Raw genomic sequence first — 15,820 nt, 5'->3', positions numbered from 1 at the left:
CGACCCCGGGGACGTTTCTACTGGCGAAGGAGGTTTCGATGAAGGTTCGTGAGCTGCTAGAGCGCCTATCGGAAGCAGACCCCGAAAGCGTCGTCTTATTTCTCGAGGCTTGGTCATGGATCGACGAAGCGGATGAAATTGCGACGGTCACCGTTCCGACGGAGGCTTGGACGTTCGAGGAAAGCAGCGAATCGGGGCATGAGTATTCGGTCTTCTACCCGGGCAATGACCGCGATATTGAAGAGCGCTCGAGGCAGTACATTGCTGCAGCGAGAGCACCAACAATCTTTTCAGAAGGGTTTGTCGCATCTTTAAGTTTTAGCGACAGTGATGGACTTTCGGAGTTTGACGCGCTTGTCGATGCCTCTCCAGTCGCATTGCTGGAGCCATCGCGGGCCGAGATGGAGAAGCAGGCGGTGGACGCTGTTCTCAACAACACCAAGTGGCTCACCGCGGAGATTGTCGGGAAGAGGCAAAACCCTGACGCATCCAACATGCACAATGCGGCGCACCGGTGGAAAAAGGCTGGGAAGATCTTCTCTATCGAGCGAGCCGGGCAGACACTGTACCCCCTGTACGCTTTTGATGAGCTTGGCAACCCGATTCCTGAAGTTGCCGAGATCTTGAAAATCTTCAAGGGCTACCGGCCATTCCGAATCGCGTCCTGGTTCGAGTCGACGAATACCATGCTTCATGGCAAGCGTCCTCGGGAGGTGCTGGGATCAGACCCGGCAGCAGTGGTGGAAGCAGCCAAAGACCATGTGGTGGGAGCGGTGCACGGGTAGTTCGGTGTTGCAAGGCACTGACCGCGTGATGACGTTGCTCATCCGCATTGGAATCGGGATGGATACATGATGAGAATCGAATATGACGACGAGGAAGACATTCTCCACATCACGTTTTCGAACGCGACCATCGTTCGAGACGTCTCTCAGACTTGGAACGTCAATTTGGGATTTTCAGAGACGGGCCTCGCGAAAATCACTATCCTCGATGCGAAGGCCAATAATTACTGGCCCATCGAAAACGTGGAGCGCCGCATGATTCAGGAAGGTCTGGACGACGTGACTGCCGGACGTCTGGTACCAATGTCGAACGCCCGTGAATGGGCTGATAGCATCGGCACGGACAACGAAAAAGCGATCCCGGAGTGCTCTTCTGAAGCCTCCGCCGCGCCCCTCCGGGGAGAACCCATGAGCACAAAGGCAACTCTCGCGTATCACCCAGCTGAAGGCGATGAACCGAGCTGGCACCTGTACGAAGAACTCGGCGAGTCGCGGGTGGTGTACCTGGAACTCGAGGATATTGACGTTGAGTTGTTCGCGCGCGAGCCTTACTCGCGTGAACACGGCGGCAGGGTGGTATTGCGACTGCCCATCAAGACGGCGACTCAGCTCGGGCTGGCGTCAATTGTGCCGGCTGATCGGTGGGAGAGCGTCTGTGCCCCTGACAAAGGCAGGAACCTACGTCGGCGCCTCGACGCGCTCCGTCGCCTGCGCGGCTCCGTCACCCGCCACGATGACCCCTCGGAGCCAGTCCCAGGGTCGGACGAGCCATGAGCGAGCGTACGTTGGTCCGCACGTACACCATGCGTTAGCTGATGCTCAGGCCTCCCCGCACGGCTGGCGAAAAGTCGCGAGATCTGTGAAAGCCGGGGCAGCCCGGAAAAGTATCGGAAAAGCAATTTTCACCGTGTTAATCGTGATGAATGAGTATCCGACCTATCGCAGACCAGGCTTCGCAGGGTGCCTTGCCGGTCTGTGTCGACGAAGCGGAATGACCGTCACACGTCTGATCGGCGCCCATCAGTAGTCGGAGGAGAAGCCCATGCTCGAATACCGTGAAAAGGCTATCCTGGAAGTGGCTGCCTGCACCTGCGACCGATGCGGGCGCCGGATGAGCCCGGAGGACGGCGATGGCGAATGGCACGAACGGGCGTCACTCGCTTGGCGCGGCGGGTTCCATTCGGTGTTTGGTGACTGTACGGACTTGTGCATCGACCTGTGTCAGCACTGCGTGAAGGCCACTCTCGGCGAGTGGATCCGGGTCACCCACCACGACCTCGCCGACGGGGCCTCCGATCTGCGCAGCGTCGTGTTGGCAGGGACCACGTCATCGCCCACGCCCGCCGTCGATGCGGCCTACTTCGATTCCCTTCGGGCGTTCATCAAGACCGCCATCGAGTTCGTCGAAAAGAATGGATTGCCCCTCGAAGCGAGCCAGAAGGTGAAAGCTGGGTCAATCATGGAACTAGCAGGCTCCGGAAAGTCGTCGGTCACGGGTGTGTCTGTGGACGCCATGAGACCCTGGCGTGAAAACCCGGGACAGGCGTGGCGGCTCCTGGGCCTCGCAACGCAGGTTTGGGATGACGCGGCCGACGCCGACGCCTGGATGCACCATCCGCATCCCGAACTCGGTGGCAAGACGCCGTACGAGGCCGCAGCGACTGATGCTGCCGGCGCCGAGTTGGTGGAATCTCTCTTGGGGCGAATCCTCCATGGGATCCCGACATAAGTTGCCATCGCAATCGGGGCCGCTTCGTAGCTGGTCCGCGCGCTATGTTCTCGAGATCGGACCGCAGGAAGCTCGACACCGCGATGAACGTGATCGACGAAGCACGCGGCTCGGCCGGCGTGCGTCAATGCGCCAACAACGGAGAAAACAGATGAGACCAGAATTGGACGCCAAGCTGCGCGCCAACTACCCGCTGATCTTTACTGCCGACACAGTTGCCGATCCGGACGATCCAGACCTTCCTGCTATGCCTTCGGCATTTGCATCCTGGGGCTTCGAGTGCGGGGATGGCTGGTATGACCTGATCGATGCCCTCTGCGCGGCGCTTCAGAATGCGACCGCAAACGGTGCTCCGCAAGTTGTTGCCACGCAGGTCAAGGAAAAATTCGGCACGCTACGCTTCTACGCCAGTGGCCACAACTCAGCACAGGACGGCATGATCGAACTCGCCGAAATGCTAAGCGCGCGCCTTTGCGAGCTGTGTGGTAATCGAGGCCGTCTTTATCGAGACGAATGGATCAGGACGCGTTGCCCCGAACATGAGCACAACTGAGGCGGCATTTGTGTCAGGCTTTTCTTTCTGATCGGACGTGCTCGGCTGAATGCAGCGGAGACCTCGGGAAGTCAGCCTTCCCAGGTGAACCGGGGCAGTATGTGCCGGCTCCTGTACTTGTACCTTTGCTAACTGGGAACTCAGCTCGGACCGAAAGAGCACAGTGAGTCATCAAGATGAAGGAAAACCAGAACAATCCCGAATTCGGCAGGCAGAGAGAAGTCGTCGGTCACTGGCGGGTCCTCCGGCGACATAAAACGCTGGGCCACGGAAGACAATTGACTTCATCAAGGCCACCAACGAATTTGTTCAGCAGAACGGCTAGCCCCTCGAGCTGTATTGGGACATTGAGCAGCTCGCAACTTCGGTCACTTTGGCTACCAGCCGAGAATTGGAGGATTCCATGAGCACGAAAGCAACGCTTGCACATCACCGTGGAGAAGGCGACGAACCGGACTGGCACCTCTATGAAGAGGTCTTCGAATCGGGCGTTGTTTACCTCGAGATCGAGGGTGTCGGCGTGGAATTGCGCACGCGCGAAGCGCGCCTGGGCGATCAGGGCGGCGCTGACGTGGTTTTGCGCCTGCCGATTGCCACAGCGATACAACTTGGGCTGCACTCCATCGTGCCGGCGGAACGGTGGGAGAGCGCCTGCGAAAGGGACAAGGGCGGCGCCCTCCGCCCGCTACGCGGCTCTGTGACACGAGATGACGATCCCACGGAGCCTACCGACGTATAGGAGCTGTCTTCCACCCTGCCACAAATGAACTTACGTGAAGAACTCCTTCGTGGCTCGGCGACACGACTTTTGTGCGCAGTTGCCCTCGTTGGTCGGCGTCTGTGTCGGGCGGAGATCGAGACGAGAGCGCTGGCGGCTGTATTTAACGGAACAGAGTGGAACCTATTTGTCCCGCGGACCACACAATGTATTCAACATCATCCACGCCGAGGGCGGCGCCCCGTCCGCTCGCAGTAGACCTTCATGCGCTTGGCCAGCTGGTTCGCCACTCCAGGCTACGCTGTGAGCTGAGCCTCCTCGATGCCGCCGACTATCTTTACGTTGACGTCAGTGAGTTGAGCAACCTCGAGGATGGGCGGTCCATCGGCACCGAAGCGCTGTTGAAAGTGCTCGGCGGCTTTGGGCTGGAGATGCTCGTCATGAACCGAAATGACGCGACCGATGCTCTTCATGCAGTCGGCCATACCGTTGACTGGTACGAAGTGATGGAGCGGCGCTCTCCGCGCAGAGAGAGTGCTCCGCCCGCGCCATTGCTCATGAGTAACACGACACCCACCCTGTTCGTCGATTTCGACGGCACGCTCCATGTCGGCAACGTCTATGTCGACGAGAACGACGAGGTCACCCTCGACACGGGGCGCCCGCTGCTTGAATTCGCGCCCCTGCTCGTTGAGTTGCTCGCGCCCTATCCGGCTGTGGAAATTGTGCTCACGACCTCCTGGGCACGCCGGCTACCAGAGGAGCGCGTCATCGCTTACCTGCCTTCTGAACTACGGCCGCGCGTCGTTGGCACGACCAGCGACATCAAGCCCCGACGTAGCTACGTGCTCGACGGCACAGAGCGTACCGATGTCATCTGCAGCTACGTGTACGGAAAGCGGTTGAAGCATTGGCTGGCAGTTGACGACGCGGTGTTCGGCGCAGAGCGATTCGGGCGCGAGCCGGGAGAGCTTGTCGAGCATTTCCTTCTGCTCGATTCGTCCAAGGGAATCAGCGACGACGATGCGCTCTCGCGGATAGCGAAGTGGATCACTGATGCACATGCGGGGCGATAAATGGACCCCGGGTCCAATGCCGGCCGCCACGCTTTCCAAAGCGGCGGTGCGCGCGGCGACCGCGCTACGTATAAGCCAGGCGACCCTAGCGGACGTGCTCGGCGTCAGTAGGGCTTCTGTCTCAGGACTCGTCGCGGGCTCATATCAACTTGAGCAATCGCGAGGCAAGGAATGGGAGTTGGCGTTGTTGCTGGTGCGCCTGTTTCGTTCGCTCGACGCCATCGTCGGGCCGGGCGAGAAAGCTCAGACATGGATGATGAGCGAGAGCACCGCGCTCAATGAAGTTTCGGCGCAGAACCTCACCAATCGAGAATTGCGCGCATCCGTCTGAACACCCACGCGAGCTCCGCTGCTGACAGGTCCCACTCTTCCTGGTTTCTCCTCGCAACTCCGCGCTCCGTGCGCTCAAGATTGAACGCTCGTGTCCATTCCGGATTTTCTTCGGCTTTGCGCGTGCAGTAAGCTGCAAGCTGTTGCGCGAGGTCGTCGCATGCGTCGTATCGCTCAAACAACTCCTCTTCGGTTAAACCCGCGTAGATTTTGCCGTTGATTCGACGCAAACCGATTTTCGGTTGTGCGCCGCTGAGCAGTGTGTTGAGTGCTTCGCGCGGGAAATCTGCCGGAACCGTCTGGACTGACGGCGTCTTCCTGTTCATCGTCGCATAACCTCATTCATTCGCTCGGCTCTTCATCACGGCGGACCGCTTTGCTGCAGCCGTCGCTTCTTCGGCCGGCGCTTTGTCTGCCTCAGCCACGCCCCCAAAGGGCGTGGCGTCGCACATTCATTATCTACCCAGAGTGGTTCCCCGCGAAGTTTCAGCCCAAGCGGCGGCCCACGCCAGATTATCGATGTCGGGCAGCAATCGGCCAGTTTCCGCCGTTCGTCATCACCGCACAATGCCATTCGAGTGACTGCTCCCCCGCCAAAGAGCGGACAACGTAATCCGCAATTGAAATCATGCGCCGTGCGCCAGTCGGGGTGAGGAGGAGTCCATCCCATTGCTTCCGGGAAGCGGAATTCCACTGGCCGCTTTCCGGCGATGAATTTGAAGAGCGGCTGACGCAACCCGACCCACTGCGGCCTGTCGCGCTGTCAGGGGCTCAACGGCAGGTAACGGAGTGGTCCGGTCATCCGCCGGCTTCTCAGGGACAGTAGCTGAACGTCACTGAAGGACATGTCAGACAGGTTTCTTGTGTTATTTAAGGCAAACTTCAAGTCAGAAACCGCGTTGAAGCTGCGCTTAGAGTCAACGCCGAACTGGCCGGTGGAAGTGGACCAGATAAGCGGCTGTCGTAAAGATCTCTGCTACACCATTCGTTATGTTCCGCTGCCATCACGTTCACGCCCCTTCGATCGAAGCTTTGGGCTTACACCTGGCAAGCAAGGTCAACAAGGTGTGTTCAGAAACCGGTTTCGACAAAAGCTTCATGCCACTGACGGCTACTTTTTTGAGCACCGCTGAGGAAGTGTCCCCCGACCACAGGATCGCAGGGATCGAGGCGTCGGTAGCAGCGCGGACCGCCGCGATTGCAGCAATACCGTCCTCGTGTTCCAACCGGTAGTCGGAGAGGATGAAGTGCGGACCACTTGCCAATGCTTCAATGCGCAACTGCTCGATGACGTCGTATGATGATTCTCCCGCCACGACGTAGCATCCATGCTCGATCAGGCGCATCGATATTTCGATTCTCAAGTCGCTATTGTCCTCGATGATCACCACTACCATATTGGTCAGGTCCGGGTCGCCGTCTTCACCCGTTTGAACCTCGATCAACTCTGGCGGGATGAGCCCGATGAAGGGGACCGTAACCGAAAAACGCGATCCCCGCCCTGGTGTCGAGTCCACGTCCAGTTTGTGACCAAGAAGGTTCGCGAGACCCTGGACAATGGACAGACCCAGCCCGAACCCTTTCTCACGATTTCTCTCGGGATTGTCGACCTGTACATAGCTTTTAAAGATATCCGCCTGCCTGCCTTCAGGGATGCCGATCCCGTTGTCCCAGACGCTTATCTTTACGAGGTTGCCCTGTCTTTGGCAACTCACGAGAATATGTCCCTTCTTGCCTCCCTGTTCGGAAGGCGTGTAACGGATCGCATTGGTCACCATATTCCGGACGATCCTGTCCAACGCATGTCGGTCCGTATGGGTCAGATAGGGCCGGCTATGGAGTCTTAACGTCAGCCCCTTCGCCCGGGCCAGTGGCTGCATATCCACAACTATGTCGTGTAAAAGTGAAGCCAGCACGACCGCCTGAATTTCTACATTCCAGGTGCCCGATTCGAGGCGGCAGATATCCAGTGTGCCGTTAATCATACCTTCCATCGCATCCACTTGCCTTTGTGCAATCGAAAGATCTTCAACCAGATTCGTTGATTTAATGTTCCGTTCGATATAATTCAGCTTCAAGCCCAGCGTTGTGAGTGGTTGGCGCAAGTCATGGCTTATCGCAGCGATAAACTGACTCTTCTCCGCCATTGCCGCTTCAGCCTGCGATCGGGCCTCGACGAGAACAATCTCCTTCACATATCCGCGCTTCAGGTTGTAACAAAAAAACCATGCGATGAAACAATAACCAATTAGTTGAGCCGCGAACCAGTTAAGCACAGCTGGTCGGTGAAATAATAGAATTGTTCCCATGCTAAATCCAAGTGGGATAGTACCGAGCACGAGTGAACCTAAAGTCGCGCGAAGACTAGGTGCGAGCAGCAGCAAAGTAAATACATAGCTCATCATCGTCATCTCCAAGAAGGAATATCTGCCCAGAATCCAATAAAGAATAGGGAGAGGGCCATGGAATTGGGGTGCGAATAACCCAAAGCTACCCGCCGCCCACCATAACGATGTCAGCGTGACCAATGTAGTCCATGCCCAGTGCATCTGCTCGACCGTGTTGACGCCAGCGTGCTTTGGAAGCGCCATTGTCTTTTTCAGCAAGCATATTGCCATGGGGGCAGCCATTCCCCACAGTCCGAAGATCCAGACGGTACGGAACAAAAAATAAATATCTAACGTCTTGATCCATGTTCCAAATACGAACACGAGCGAGCTTCCGAACAACAGTAGCGCCACCCAATATACCGCTCGACGGGACAGTGATTCCAATAGCGCGCGCTTGACGAGAAGGTTCTGCTGGGTACTGAGTGCTGCAACCGGTCCCAAAAAATAATTCACAAATCCAACGAATCTGCGGCGTGCGACTTTCTGAACCGTTGCACCCGCGCTCAGTGATGTTCCGGCCCCGGGGTTTTCACCGGCGTTAGAATCACCTCGTGTTTGAGTACAGGACGCCATAGGAAGGCTCTGAGGAGGCTTATACCTGGCAAGCAAGGTCAACAAGGTGTGTTCAGAAACCGGTTTCGACAAAAGCTTCATGCCACTGACGGCTACTTTTTTGAGCGCCGCTGAGGAAGTGTCCCCCGACCACAGGATCGCAGGGATCGAGGCGTCGGTAGCAGCGCGGACCGCCGCGATTGCAGCAATACCGTCCTCGTGTTCCAACCGGTAGTCGGAGAGGATGAAGTGCGGACCACTTGCCAATGCTTCAATGCGCAACTGCTCGATGACGTCGTATGATGATTCTCCCGCCACGACGTAGCATCCATGCTCGATCAGGCGCATCGATATTTCGATTCTCAAGTCGCTATTGTCCTCGATGATCACCACTACCATATTGGTCAGGTCCGGGTCGCCGTCTTCACCCGTTTGAACCTCGATCAACTCTGGCGGGATGAGCCCGATGAAGGGGACCGTAACCGAAAAACGCGATCCCCGCCCTGGTGTCGAGTCCACGTCCAGTTTGTGACCAAGAAGGTTCGCGAGACCCTGGACAATGGACAGACCCAGCCCGAACCCTTTCTCACGATTTCTCTCGGGATTGTCGACCTGTACATAGCTTTTAAAGATATCCGCCTGCCTGCCTTCAGGGATGCCGATCCCGTTGTCCCAGACGCTTATCTTTACGAGGTTGCCCTGTCTTTGGCAACTCACGAGAATATGTCCCTTCTTGCCTCCCTGTTCGGAAGGCGTGTAACGGATCGCATTGGTCACCATATTCCGGACGATCCTGTCCAACGCATGTCGGTCCGTATGGGTCAGATAGGGCCGGCTATGGAGTCTTAGCTTCAGCCCCTTCGCCCGGACCAGTGGCTGCATATCCACAACTATGCCGTATAAAAGTGAAGCCAGCACGACCTCCTGAATTTCTACATTCCAGGTGCCCGATTCGAGGCGGCAGATATCCAGTGCGCCGTTAATCATATCTACCATCGCATCCACTTGCCTTTGCGCAATCGAAAGATCTTCAGCCAGATTGGTTGATTTAATGTTCCGCCGGATATAATTCAACTTCAAGACGAGCGTTGTGAGCGGTTGGCGCACGTCATGGCTTATCGCAGCGATAAACTGGTTCTTCTCCGCGATTGCCGCTTCAGCCTGCGATCGGGCCTCAACGAGAATAAACTCTTTTACACATGCGCGCTTCTGATCGTCACAAAGAAACCATGCGATGAGACAATAACCAATTAGTTGAACCGTAAGCCAGTTAAGCGTAGCTGGCCGGTAAAGAAACAGAGCTTTTCCAATGCTAAATCCAAATGGGATAGCGCCGAGCACGAGTGAACCTAAAGTTGCACGAAGACTAGGTGCCAGCAGCAGCAAAGTAAATGCATGGCTGATCATCGTCAGCAATAAGAAAGTATGCCTGGCCAAGCTGTAGTGGTAACTAGGGCCGACCTGGTATTGGCTCGGGATTAACCCAAAGCTACCCGCCGCCCACCACAACGATGTCAGCATAATTAATCCAGCCCAGGCCCACTGCATCTGGTCGACCGCGTTGACGCCAGCGTGCTTTGGAAGCGCCATTGTCTTTTTCAGCAAGCATATTGCCATGGGGGCAGCCATTCCCCACAGTCCGAAGATCCAGACGAAACGGAACAAAAGGTAAATATCCGACGTCTTGATCCAATGTCCAAATACGAAAAAGACCGCGCTTCCGAACAACAGTAGCGCCACCCAATATACCGCTCGACGGGACAGGGATTTCAATAACTCGCGTTTGACGAGGAAACTCTGGTCGGTGCTGAGTGCCGCAACCGGTCCCTGAAAAAAATTCATAAATTCAACGAATCTGCGGCGCTCAATTTTCTGAACCGTTTCACCCGCGCTCAGTGATGTTCTGGCTCCGGGGTTTTCACCGGCGTCAGAATCACCTTGTGTTTGAGTACAGGACGCCATAGGAAGGCTTTGAGGATCACGTTCGGCATACGCGCCATTGTGCTCGCGGTTCGCCAGCCCGTCTATGGGACAAGTGTTCTGTTATATGCCCAACAAAAGTTCGTGGTCCACGGGGGCGAACCATGCACGAGATTTGTGTCCGCTGTGCCGAGCATTTCTTGGAAGACCGTCAAAGCTGCCGATCGAAGGCACGTATGGGCCCGGTGTGCGGCGCCGCGCAGTACCTGCAACTCGCAGTAGGTAGGTCCGTTGTTTGGGAGGATCCGACGTTCGAACGTCCGCGTGAAGGTCTGGTTGAATGTCTCTAACTGGCCGACTACGGAAGATCGGCGCGGACCAACAATTGCCGACCAGCTCACTGCCTTGAACTTCCGAAGTCGACCCGCTGCCGACGGTCGCATAGTCAGCGATCCAACGGCAGGTAACGAAGCGATCCGGTCCCTAAGCCTGAGACAGGCCGGAGCGACGGTCCCGCACGGGGAGTGCCGCGGCAAGCTTCGCCGCACCGCACAACGATGCCCCTCGCTCGACCGCCGTATGCTGATACGAAAAACGGGGTGAACGTGGGATTGGCGGCCCATTGGCTCCTGCGCATTGGTTGAAGGGTGCGTGAGCAGGAGTCGCTGATCCGCACAGTTGTTTGGGAAGCGCAATCTTGACCTGGGCGGTCACATACCGAACGGAATTGCTTGGCGCAAATCTGATCCGAGAAATCAAGCAAGCTTCTACAGAGCAAATCCTTCAAGGAGGTTCTGGACAGGTGCCGATCTTAGTGAAACCCTGTGCACTCACCCATTCACTTCTGCTGTCGTTAGCAATTTTTCCATTCATGACAGGTTTGGTTTTACTTTTAGGTCCCGGTGTAAGATCTAGAGACGAAGGCTTTTGCGATTCCGCGATGGATCGCGCGGATTTAATATTCGCGGTTACCTTTGAAGTCTGGTTTCCGTCCAAAAATACATTGTCGAAACTAGGAACGCGAAAATCTTGCCCTTTCGAATCTGAAAGACCACTAAGCTCGAACCACCCTGCAAGCGTGAAAAACTCTGAAGAACAAATCACGATATCCTTGTTGGGCGCCAAAGCTAACAACCAAAATTTCATCAACATCACCCGCTGAATACTCACTAGCTGACCAAAATTTGGATCCCTCCAGCTCAAACAAACATAGGGCTGATCACCCATAAAAAAGGTTAATCTAGGATTGGTCAATTTTGAGGTCTTAGGCGCGCGAAGTGGTTTTCCGTTCGAGTCAAGGAGGGATATGTTATCGTCGCCGCCAGCAAGCGATGGATTAGATGCCGCATCGGCAACCATTCCTTCTGGGCTATACTCGATATCATACGATGCAATGCGATATTCTCTCAATATCAAATTCTGGTCATTGGGGCCAGTTTGGGAGATTGCATAATCTCGCGTCAAAGGCGGCGCATAAAACGGCTTCGAGCTGTCGGTAGCGCAGTCGACTGCCGGATTCGTAAAGCGATTAAGAAAGCGTCGACCCTGGTAACCTATCCTAATCGCCTCAAACAGCACATTTTGTACAATTCCAATGCGCCATCGCTCAAGCCGTTTTGGCGGAGGTATGAAGCTTGACTTCGGGTCATATACGAGCTCGACTCCGTACCTGTATTTAGGCAGCCCGAAACCCCACATGCCATCCAGCGATTGTTTGGGAGCCGTGCTTAGATGCGCGATGTCGGTAGAGTATGGAGTGAATATAAATCCCATAAAAGCCCTTATGCTAATTTGAACAGCATCCGTTAGCACGGTCTCGAGCTAAGCCTAACGTGAGGCCAATCAAGCACCTTCTGCTCCGTATGCATGGACATAACGAAAGTTACGGCGGGTCGCCATCGGCCCATGTCCAATCGCCGTCCGGGGCGTCGGACGAGTATGCCGTCGGATTCGAGCCTTTGGGAACCACGCGATGCCACGAAGGAAGCTGATCGTCGGGCCGCAGCTTCAATACAGTAGTCGGCAGTGTATATTCCCACGGTTCGCCAATCGGCTCGTCAATTGATCCGGATTCGCCACCGCCCGTCAGCGCCTTGAGTTCTTCGGCGACGTCGAGATAAAGAGGATTTTGCGATTTGTCCCCGACGGGCGGCAGTTCCCCGCCGCGCCAGGGAAGCCCTGTGTAAAGATAACAGTGAACCGCGCGTGCAAAGCCCAGCCGCACCGGTATCACTACTCGCGCGTAACCCGCTTGGAGGAAGCGCATTCGGGAAACCTTATCCGCCAGCGCCGCGGAGCTGGAATGGGTGCTCAATGCCTACACGCTCGCCTTTGCCTGCCTTTTGCTCAGCGCAGGCGCACTCGGTGACCGGGTGGGAGCACGGCGCGTGTTCGTCAGTGGCTTTGCATTATTTACTTTGGCGTCGGTGGCATGTGGCTTCGCAACCGGCGCGGCCACGCTGGTCACGGCGCGGGCGGCGCAGGGCGTCGGCGCTGCGTTGTGCGTGCCGACGTCGCTATCGCTGCTCAACGCGAGCTTTCCCGACCCTCGGGCGCGAGCCAGGGCCGTGAGTATCTGGGCCGGAACGGCCGCGCTCGCGCTCGGGGCCGGTCCGGTCGTGGGAGGGGGGCTGGTCGACTGTTTCGGCTGGCCGAGCATCTTTCTGATCAACGTGCCATTCGGTGTTGCCGGCATCTGGCTGACGCTAGCCCATGCGCCCGATACTGTCCGTGACGCAGCCCGCCGCTTCGATCTGCCGGGGCAGATGTTGGCGGTGGTTGCGCTCGCCGCGCTGATGTTCGGCGTCGTCGAAAGCGGAAGCCTGGGTTGGAGAAGTCCGGCTGTGGGGACGGGTATTGCTTGTTCTGTCCTGTTCGGCCTACTGTTCGTGCTGGTGGAAAAGCGGCAACGGCATCCGATGCTGCCGCTTTCACTATTCCAGATACCGGCCATCAATGTGAGTTCGGCGATAGGGCTGTCGCTGAACTTCGGCTATTACGGGCTGATGTTCGCGATGAGCCTCTTCTTCCAGAGCGTGCGGCACTATACGCCGCTCGAGACCGGCCTGGCCTTCTTGCCGATGACCGCCGTTGTGACCGTGGCGAACCTCGCGTCTGGCGCCCTCACGGCACGGTTCGGCTACCGTCTTCCGATGGCGGTCGGGCAGGCTCTGGCGGCGGCCGGCTTCCTGTCGCTTGGACTGATCGAGGTCAGCAGCAGTTACCTGGCAATTACCGCACCATTGCTGGCGATCGGTGTCGGTGTCGCGCTAGCGGTTCCGTCGATCAATACTGCGGTCCTTGCGAATGTCGATCCGCGATCCGTCGGTATTGCTTCAGGCGTGCTGAACACGGCGCGCCAAATTGGAGGCGCACTCGGAGTGGGTGTCTTCGGATCGCTCGCCATCGGAACGGCCGGCAACCTGGTCAGCGGCCTGCGCGCGGCCGTCATGATGGCTGGGGCTTTCATGGTGGCGGGCGTGGTGATGGCGATTACCGGTTTGAAACCGGCAGGATCGGTGGAACGGCTCGGAGCGGCTCGCCAGGGCGTTCGACGGTAAGCCCGTTGTTGATGTGATCGGCTCTCAGCGACCCGAAAGAGACCTTCGGAATTCCGGGTAACGGCCATTCAAATGACCATTTGAGGCTGCGTTGTACGCTTCAATGTCGTCTGGCCGGTCAAGTTTTCCGGTTGGACGCGCCCCTTTTTTCTCCTGGACTAAGGAGCGGCCGCCGGTTCGTCGGGTTTCATTCGACTGGTTGCTCGCTCGTTTTGCTGCCAGTGTCGTCAATCGCAAGTTCCTTCCGGCAATTGCATCGGAGCACTATGCTTTTCATCAAATGAGGTGCGAGGCTAAGCTCGCGAACGGCTACCGGATAGGGGCGTAGATGCCGATTGATTCCACGCGCCCGATGCCGTTCTTGTTGGCAGTTCGGCGCGACGCTTCTTGGTACGGCAGCGCGTCGTCGCGCGGCCGCGCGATGGATTAACTATTCAAGGAGACAGCGTCATGGGCGAGTTTGCGATTCAGGGATTTCGCGGAAGGCTGATCGGTTCGTCAGACAAGGACTTCGACGAGGCGCGAGCGCTGTACAACGGCATGATCGATAAGCGGCCCAAGGTGATAGCCCGCTGCACCGATGCCGCCGATGTCATGGCAGGAGTCAACTACGCGCGCGAAAACAAACTGCTTCTCGCAATCCGCGGAGGCGGACACAACGGTCCCGGTTTGGGCAGTTGCGACGGTGGGCTGGTCATCGACCTGTCGCAGATGCGCAGCGTGCGGGTCGACCCAGCGAGCCGCACCGTGCGTGTCGAACCAGGCTGCACTGCAGCGGATGTCGATCACGCGACCCACGCCTTTGGCCTCGCTGTACCACTCGGCATTGTCGGCAGCACGGGCGTTGCAGGTCTGACCTTGGGCGGAGGAACCGGCTACCTCACGCGCAAGCACGGCCTCACGGTCGACAATTTGTTAGAGGTGGATGTAGTGCTGGCCGACGGCTCTTTCGTCACCGCTAACAAGGATAAGCAGGTTGACCTCTTCTGGGCGGTGCGCGGTGGCGGCGGCAACTTCGGCGTGGTCACAAGTTTTCTATTTCAGGCTCACCCAGCCAAAATGGTGTTCGCCGGTCCGATCTTCTGGGACGCCAGGGACGCCAGGCAAGTTATGGCGATATACCGCGACTTCATTCCAGGTGCCCCCGAAGAGCTTGGTCTCTTTGTCGGCCTCAAAACCGTGCCTCCAACCGATCCATTCCCTAAGGAGCACTGGAACAAACGCGCCTGTGCCCTGATCGGTGCTTTCAACGGGCCGATCTCAGAGGGTGAGAAGCTCATGGCCTCGCTGCTCGAGAAACTGCCCGCCCCGCTGTTCAACTGGGTGGGCGAGATGCCGTGGACCGCCATCAACAGTCTGTTCGACCCGTTCTTCCCTAAAGGCTTGCAGTGGTACTGGAAGGGCGACTTTGTCAAGGCGCTGCCTGACGAGGCGATCGACGTGCACATTGCCAACGCGCTCAAGGCACCGACCCCCTTCTGCCTGATGCACCTTTACCCCATAGACGGCGCCGTTCGGCGGGTCGCCAAGGATGCCACTCCGTGGAGCGCGCGGGACGCGTCTTTTTCGATGGTAATTGCCGCGGTCAGCCCGGATCCCAAGGACGCCGACGCGCTTAAGACCTGGGGCCGTGCCTACTGGGCGGCTATCCACCCGTTCAATCTGGAAGGTGCCTACGTCAACTTCATGGACGCCGACGAGGCCGAGAACCGGGTAGAACTAAGCTACGGCGAGAACTACACGCGCCTTGCCTCGATCAAGGCGAAGTACGATCCCAATAACCTGTTCCGAGTCAACCAGAACATCAAGCCGGAAGCGTGAATCTACGCGTGCGGCCTCGCGCGCCCGAGCCGCGTGGTGGTGTCCAGCGCGAACACGCTGCCGACATTGCCGTCGTCGTTGCTGGGTGACTTGCTTGTGTCGCGCACGTTTGAAGAGCGTCCACGTCGCGCCGAACCTGATCGGCGCGATGCGTGGATCAAATCGGGGCTAACCGAACTCCGCGGGGTTCACGTTCCCCGCACTCGAGGTTCCTAGACCTCTTCGGTGCGTGCAAGCTACGCGAAACATTTCGCGAACGTCGGCTTCGGAGCGATCCTAAGCTGGTACCTCGACGTCCGTAGATGGCCGTACTGACACGGACGGCGGACATCGCAGGACACCCCATCTCAATCTTTCGGTCGGCGGTGCGATCATTGTCGAAACAA

General features: G+C 57.4%; 13 protein-coding genes. 9 read left to right on the top strand and 4 right to left on the bottom strand.

The window, feature by feature from the left end; genetic code table 11:
* Positions 1-38: 38 nt before the first annotated feature.
* The 7 genes from OKW39_RS18130 (at position 39) to OKW39_RS18100 (ending at position 5,192) form a co-directional block, all read left to right on the top strand.
* A complete protein-coding gene (locus OKW39_RS18130) occupies positions 39-785 on the top strand; it encodes a hypothetical protein (RefSeq protein WP_429563183.1) in 747 nt (248 codons plus the stop codon).
* A 66-nt stretch (positions 786-851) separates the two neighbouring features.
* Positions 852-1,559: a DUF2283 domain-containing protein gene (locus OKW39_RS18125; protein ID WP_429563182.1), complete on the top strand. Its 708-nt coding sequence runs from the start codon at positions 852-854 to the stop codon at positions 1,557-1,559.
* A 268-nt stretch (positions 1,560-1,827) separates the two neighbouring features.
* Positions 1,828-2,514, top strand: coding sequence for an antitoxin Xre/MbcA/ParS toxin-binding domain-containing protein (locus tag OKW39_RS18120; protein WP_429563181.1), 687 nt, complete (start codon positions 1,828-1,830; stop codon positions 2,512-2,514).
* A gap of 163 nt (positions 2,515-2,677) precedes the next feature.
* On the top strand, positions 2,678-3,067 hold the full coding sequence (locus OKW39_RS18115) for a hypothetical protein (protein WP_429563180.1): 390 nt from the start codon (positions 2,678-2,680) through the stop codon (positions 3,065-3,067).
* 403 nt (positions 3,068-3,470) lie between these two features.
* The gene (locus tag OKW39_RS18110; protein ID WP_429563179.1) at positions 3,471-3,806 is read left to right on the top strand and encodes a hypothetical protein; all 336 of its coding nucleotides are present in this window, start codon (positions 3,471-3,473) and stop codon (positions 3,804-3,806) included.
* A 185-nt stretch (positions 3,807-3,991) separates the two neighbouring features.
* Positions 3,992-4,861 (top strand): HAD domain-containing protein, encoded by an 870-nt coding sequence (locus OKW39_RS18105; RefSeq protein ID WP_429563178.1) that lies wholly within the window; start codon positions 3,992-3,994, stop codon positions 4,859-4,861.
* Positions 4,862-4,877: 16 nt separating this feature from the next.
* Positions 4,878-5,192, top strand: a complete 315-nt coding sequence (locus tag OKW39_RS18100; RefSeq protein ID WP_429563177.1) for an antitoxin Xre-like helix-turn-helix domain-containing protein — start codon at positions 4,878-4,880, stop codon at positions 5,190-5,192.
* On the opposite strand, the gene OKW39_RS18095 is transcribed toward OKW39_RS18100, so the two are convergent.
* From OKW39_RS18095 to OKW39_RS18080, 4 genes are all read right to left on the bottom strand, one after another.
* Entirely contained in the window at positions 5,161-5,517 is a 357-nt protein-coding gene (locus OKW39_RS18095) for a hypothetical protein (protein ID WP_429563176.1), read from the bottom strand. The two genes, OKW39_RS18100 and OKW39_RS18095, sit on opposite strands and share 32 nt — an antisense overlap.
* Positions 5,518-6,201: 684 nt before the next feature.
* Entirely contained in the window at positions 6,202-10,095 is a 3,894-nt protein-coding gene (locus tag OKW39_RS18090) for an ATP-binding protein (protein ID WP_429563175.1), read from the bottom strand.
* A 741-nt stretch (positions 10,096-10,836) separates the two neighbouring features.
* A complete protein-coding gene (locus tag OKW39_RS18085; protein ID WP_429563174.1) occupies positions 10,837-11,865 on the bottom strand; it encodes a hypothetical protein in 1,029 nt (342 codons plus the stop codon).
* A 70-nt stretch (positions 11,866-11,935) separates the two neighbouring features.
* Complete coding sequence (locus OKW39_RS18080; RefSeq protein WP_429563173.1) at positions 11,936-12,367, bottom strand: hypothetical protein; 432 nt, start codon at positions 12,365-12,367, stop codon at positions 11,936-11,938.
* Here OKW39_RS18080 and OKW39_RS18075 point away from each other — a divergent pair.
* Both OKW39_RS18075 and OKW39_RS18070 read left to right on the top strand, forming a co-directional pair.
* Complete coding sequence (locus OKW39_RS18075) at positions 12,360-13,613, top strand: MFS transporter (RefSeq protein WP_429563172.1); 1,254 nt, start codon at positions 12,360-12,362, stop codon at positions 13,611-13,613. The genes OKW39_RS18080 and OKW39_RS18075 overlap by 8 nt on opposite strands.
* A gap of 450 nt (positions 13,614-14,063) precedes the next feature.
* Complete coding sequence (locus OKW39_RS18070) at positions 14,064-15,434, top strand: FAD-binding oxidoreductase (protein ID WP_429563171.1); 1,371 nt, start codon at positions 14,064-14,066, stop codon at positions 15,432-15,434.
* Positions 15,435-15,820: the final 386 nt, after the last annotated feature.

It is taken from the genome of Paraburkholderia sp. MM6662-R1 (assembly GCF_050436245.1).
GTDB classification, from domain to species: domain Bacteria; phylum Pseudomonadota; class Gammaproteobacteria; order Burkholderiales; family Burkholderiaceae; genus Paraburkholderia; species Paraburkholderia tuberum.
This window is presented reverse-complemented; position numbering and strand designations above follow the sequence as displayed.

What these genes read in the sequence shown, in the direction of transcription:
- OKW39_RS18070 (WP_429563171.1), top strand. Translation starts at nt 14,064, where the DNA reads ATGGGCGAGTTTGCGATTCAGGGATTTCGCGGAAGGCTGATCGGTTCG.
- OKW39_RS18095 (WP_429563176.1), bottom strand. Translation starts at nt 5,517, where the DNA reads ATGAACAGGAAGACGCCGTCAGTCCAGACGGTTCCGGCAGATTTCCCG.
- OKW39_RS18130 (WP_429563183.1), top strand. Translation starts at nt 39, where the DNA reads ATGAAGGTTCGTGAGCTGCTAGAGCGCCTATCGGAAGCAGACCCCGAA.
- OKW39_RS18105 (WP_429563178.1), top strand. Translation starts at nt 3,992, where the DNA reads ATGTATTCAACATCATCCACGCCGAGGGCGGCGCCCCGTCCGCTCGCA.
- OKW39_RS18110 (WP_429563179.1), top strand. Translation starts at nt 3,471, where the DNA reads ATGAGCACGAAAGCAACGCTTGCACATCACCGTGGAGAAGGCGACGAA.
- OKW39_RS18125 (WP_429563182.1), top strand. Translation starts at nt 852, where the DNA reads ATGATGAGAATCGAATATGACGACGAGGAAGACATTCTCCACATCACG.
- OKW39_RS18120 (WP_429563181.1), top strand. Translation starts at nt 1,828, where the DNA reads ATGCTCGAATACCGTGAAAAGGCTATCCTGGAAGTGGCTGCCTGCACC.
- OKW39_RS18090 (WP_429563175.1), bottom strand. Translation starts at nt 10,095, where the DNA reads ATGGCGTCCTGTACTCAAACACAAGGTGATTCTGACGCCGGTGAAAAC.
- OKW39_RS18100 (WP_429563177.1), top strand. Translation starts at nt 4,878, where the DNA reads ATGCCGGCCGCCACGCTTTCCAAAGCGGCGGTGCGCGCGGCGACCGCG.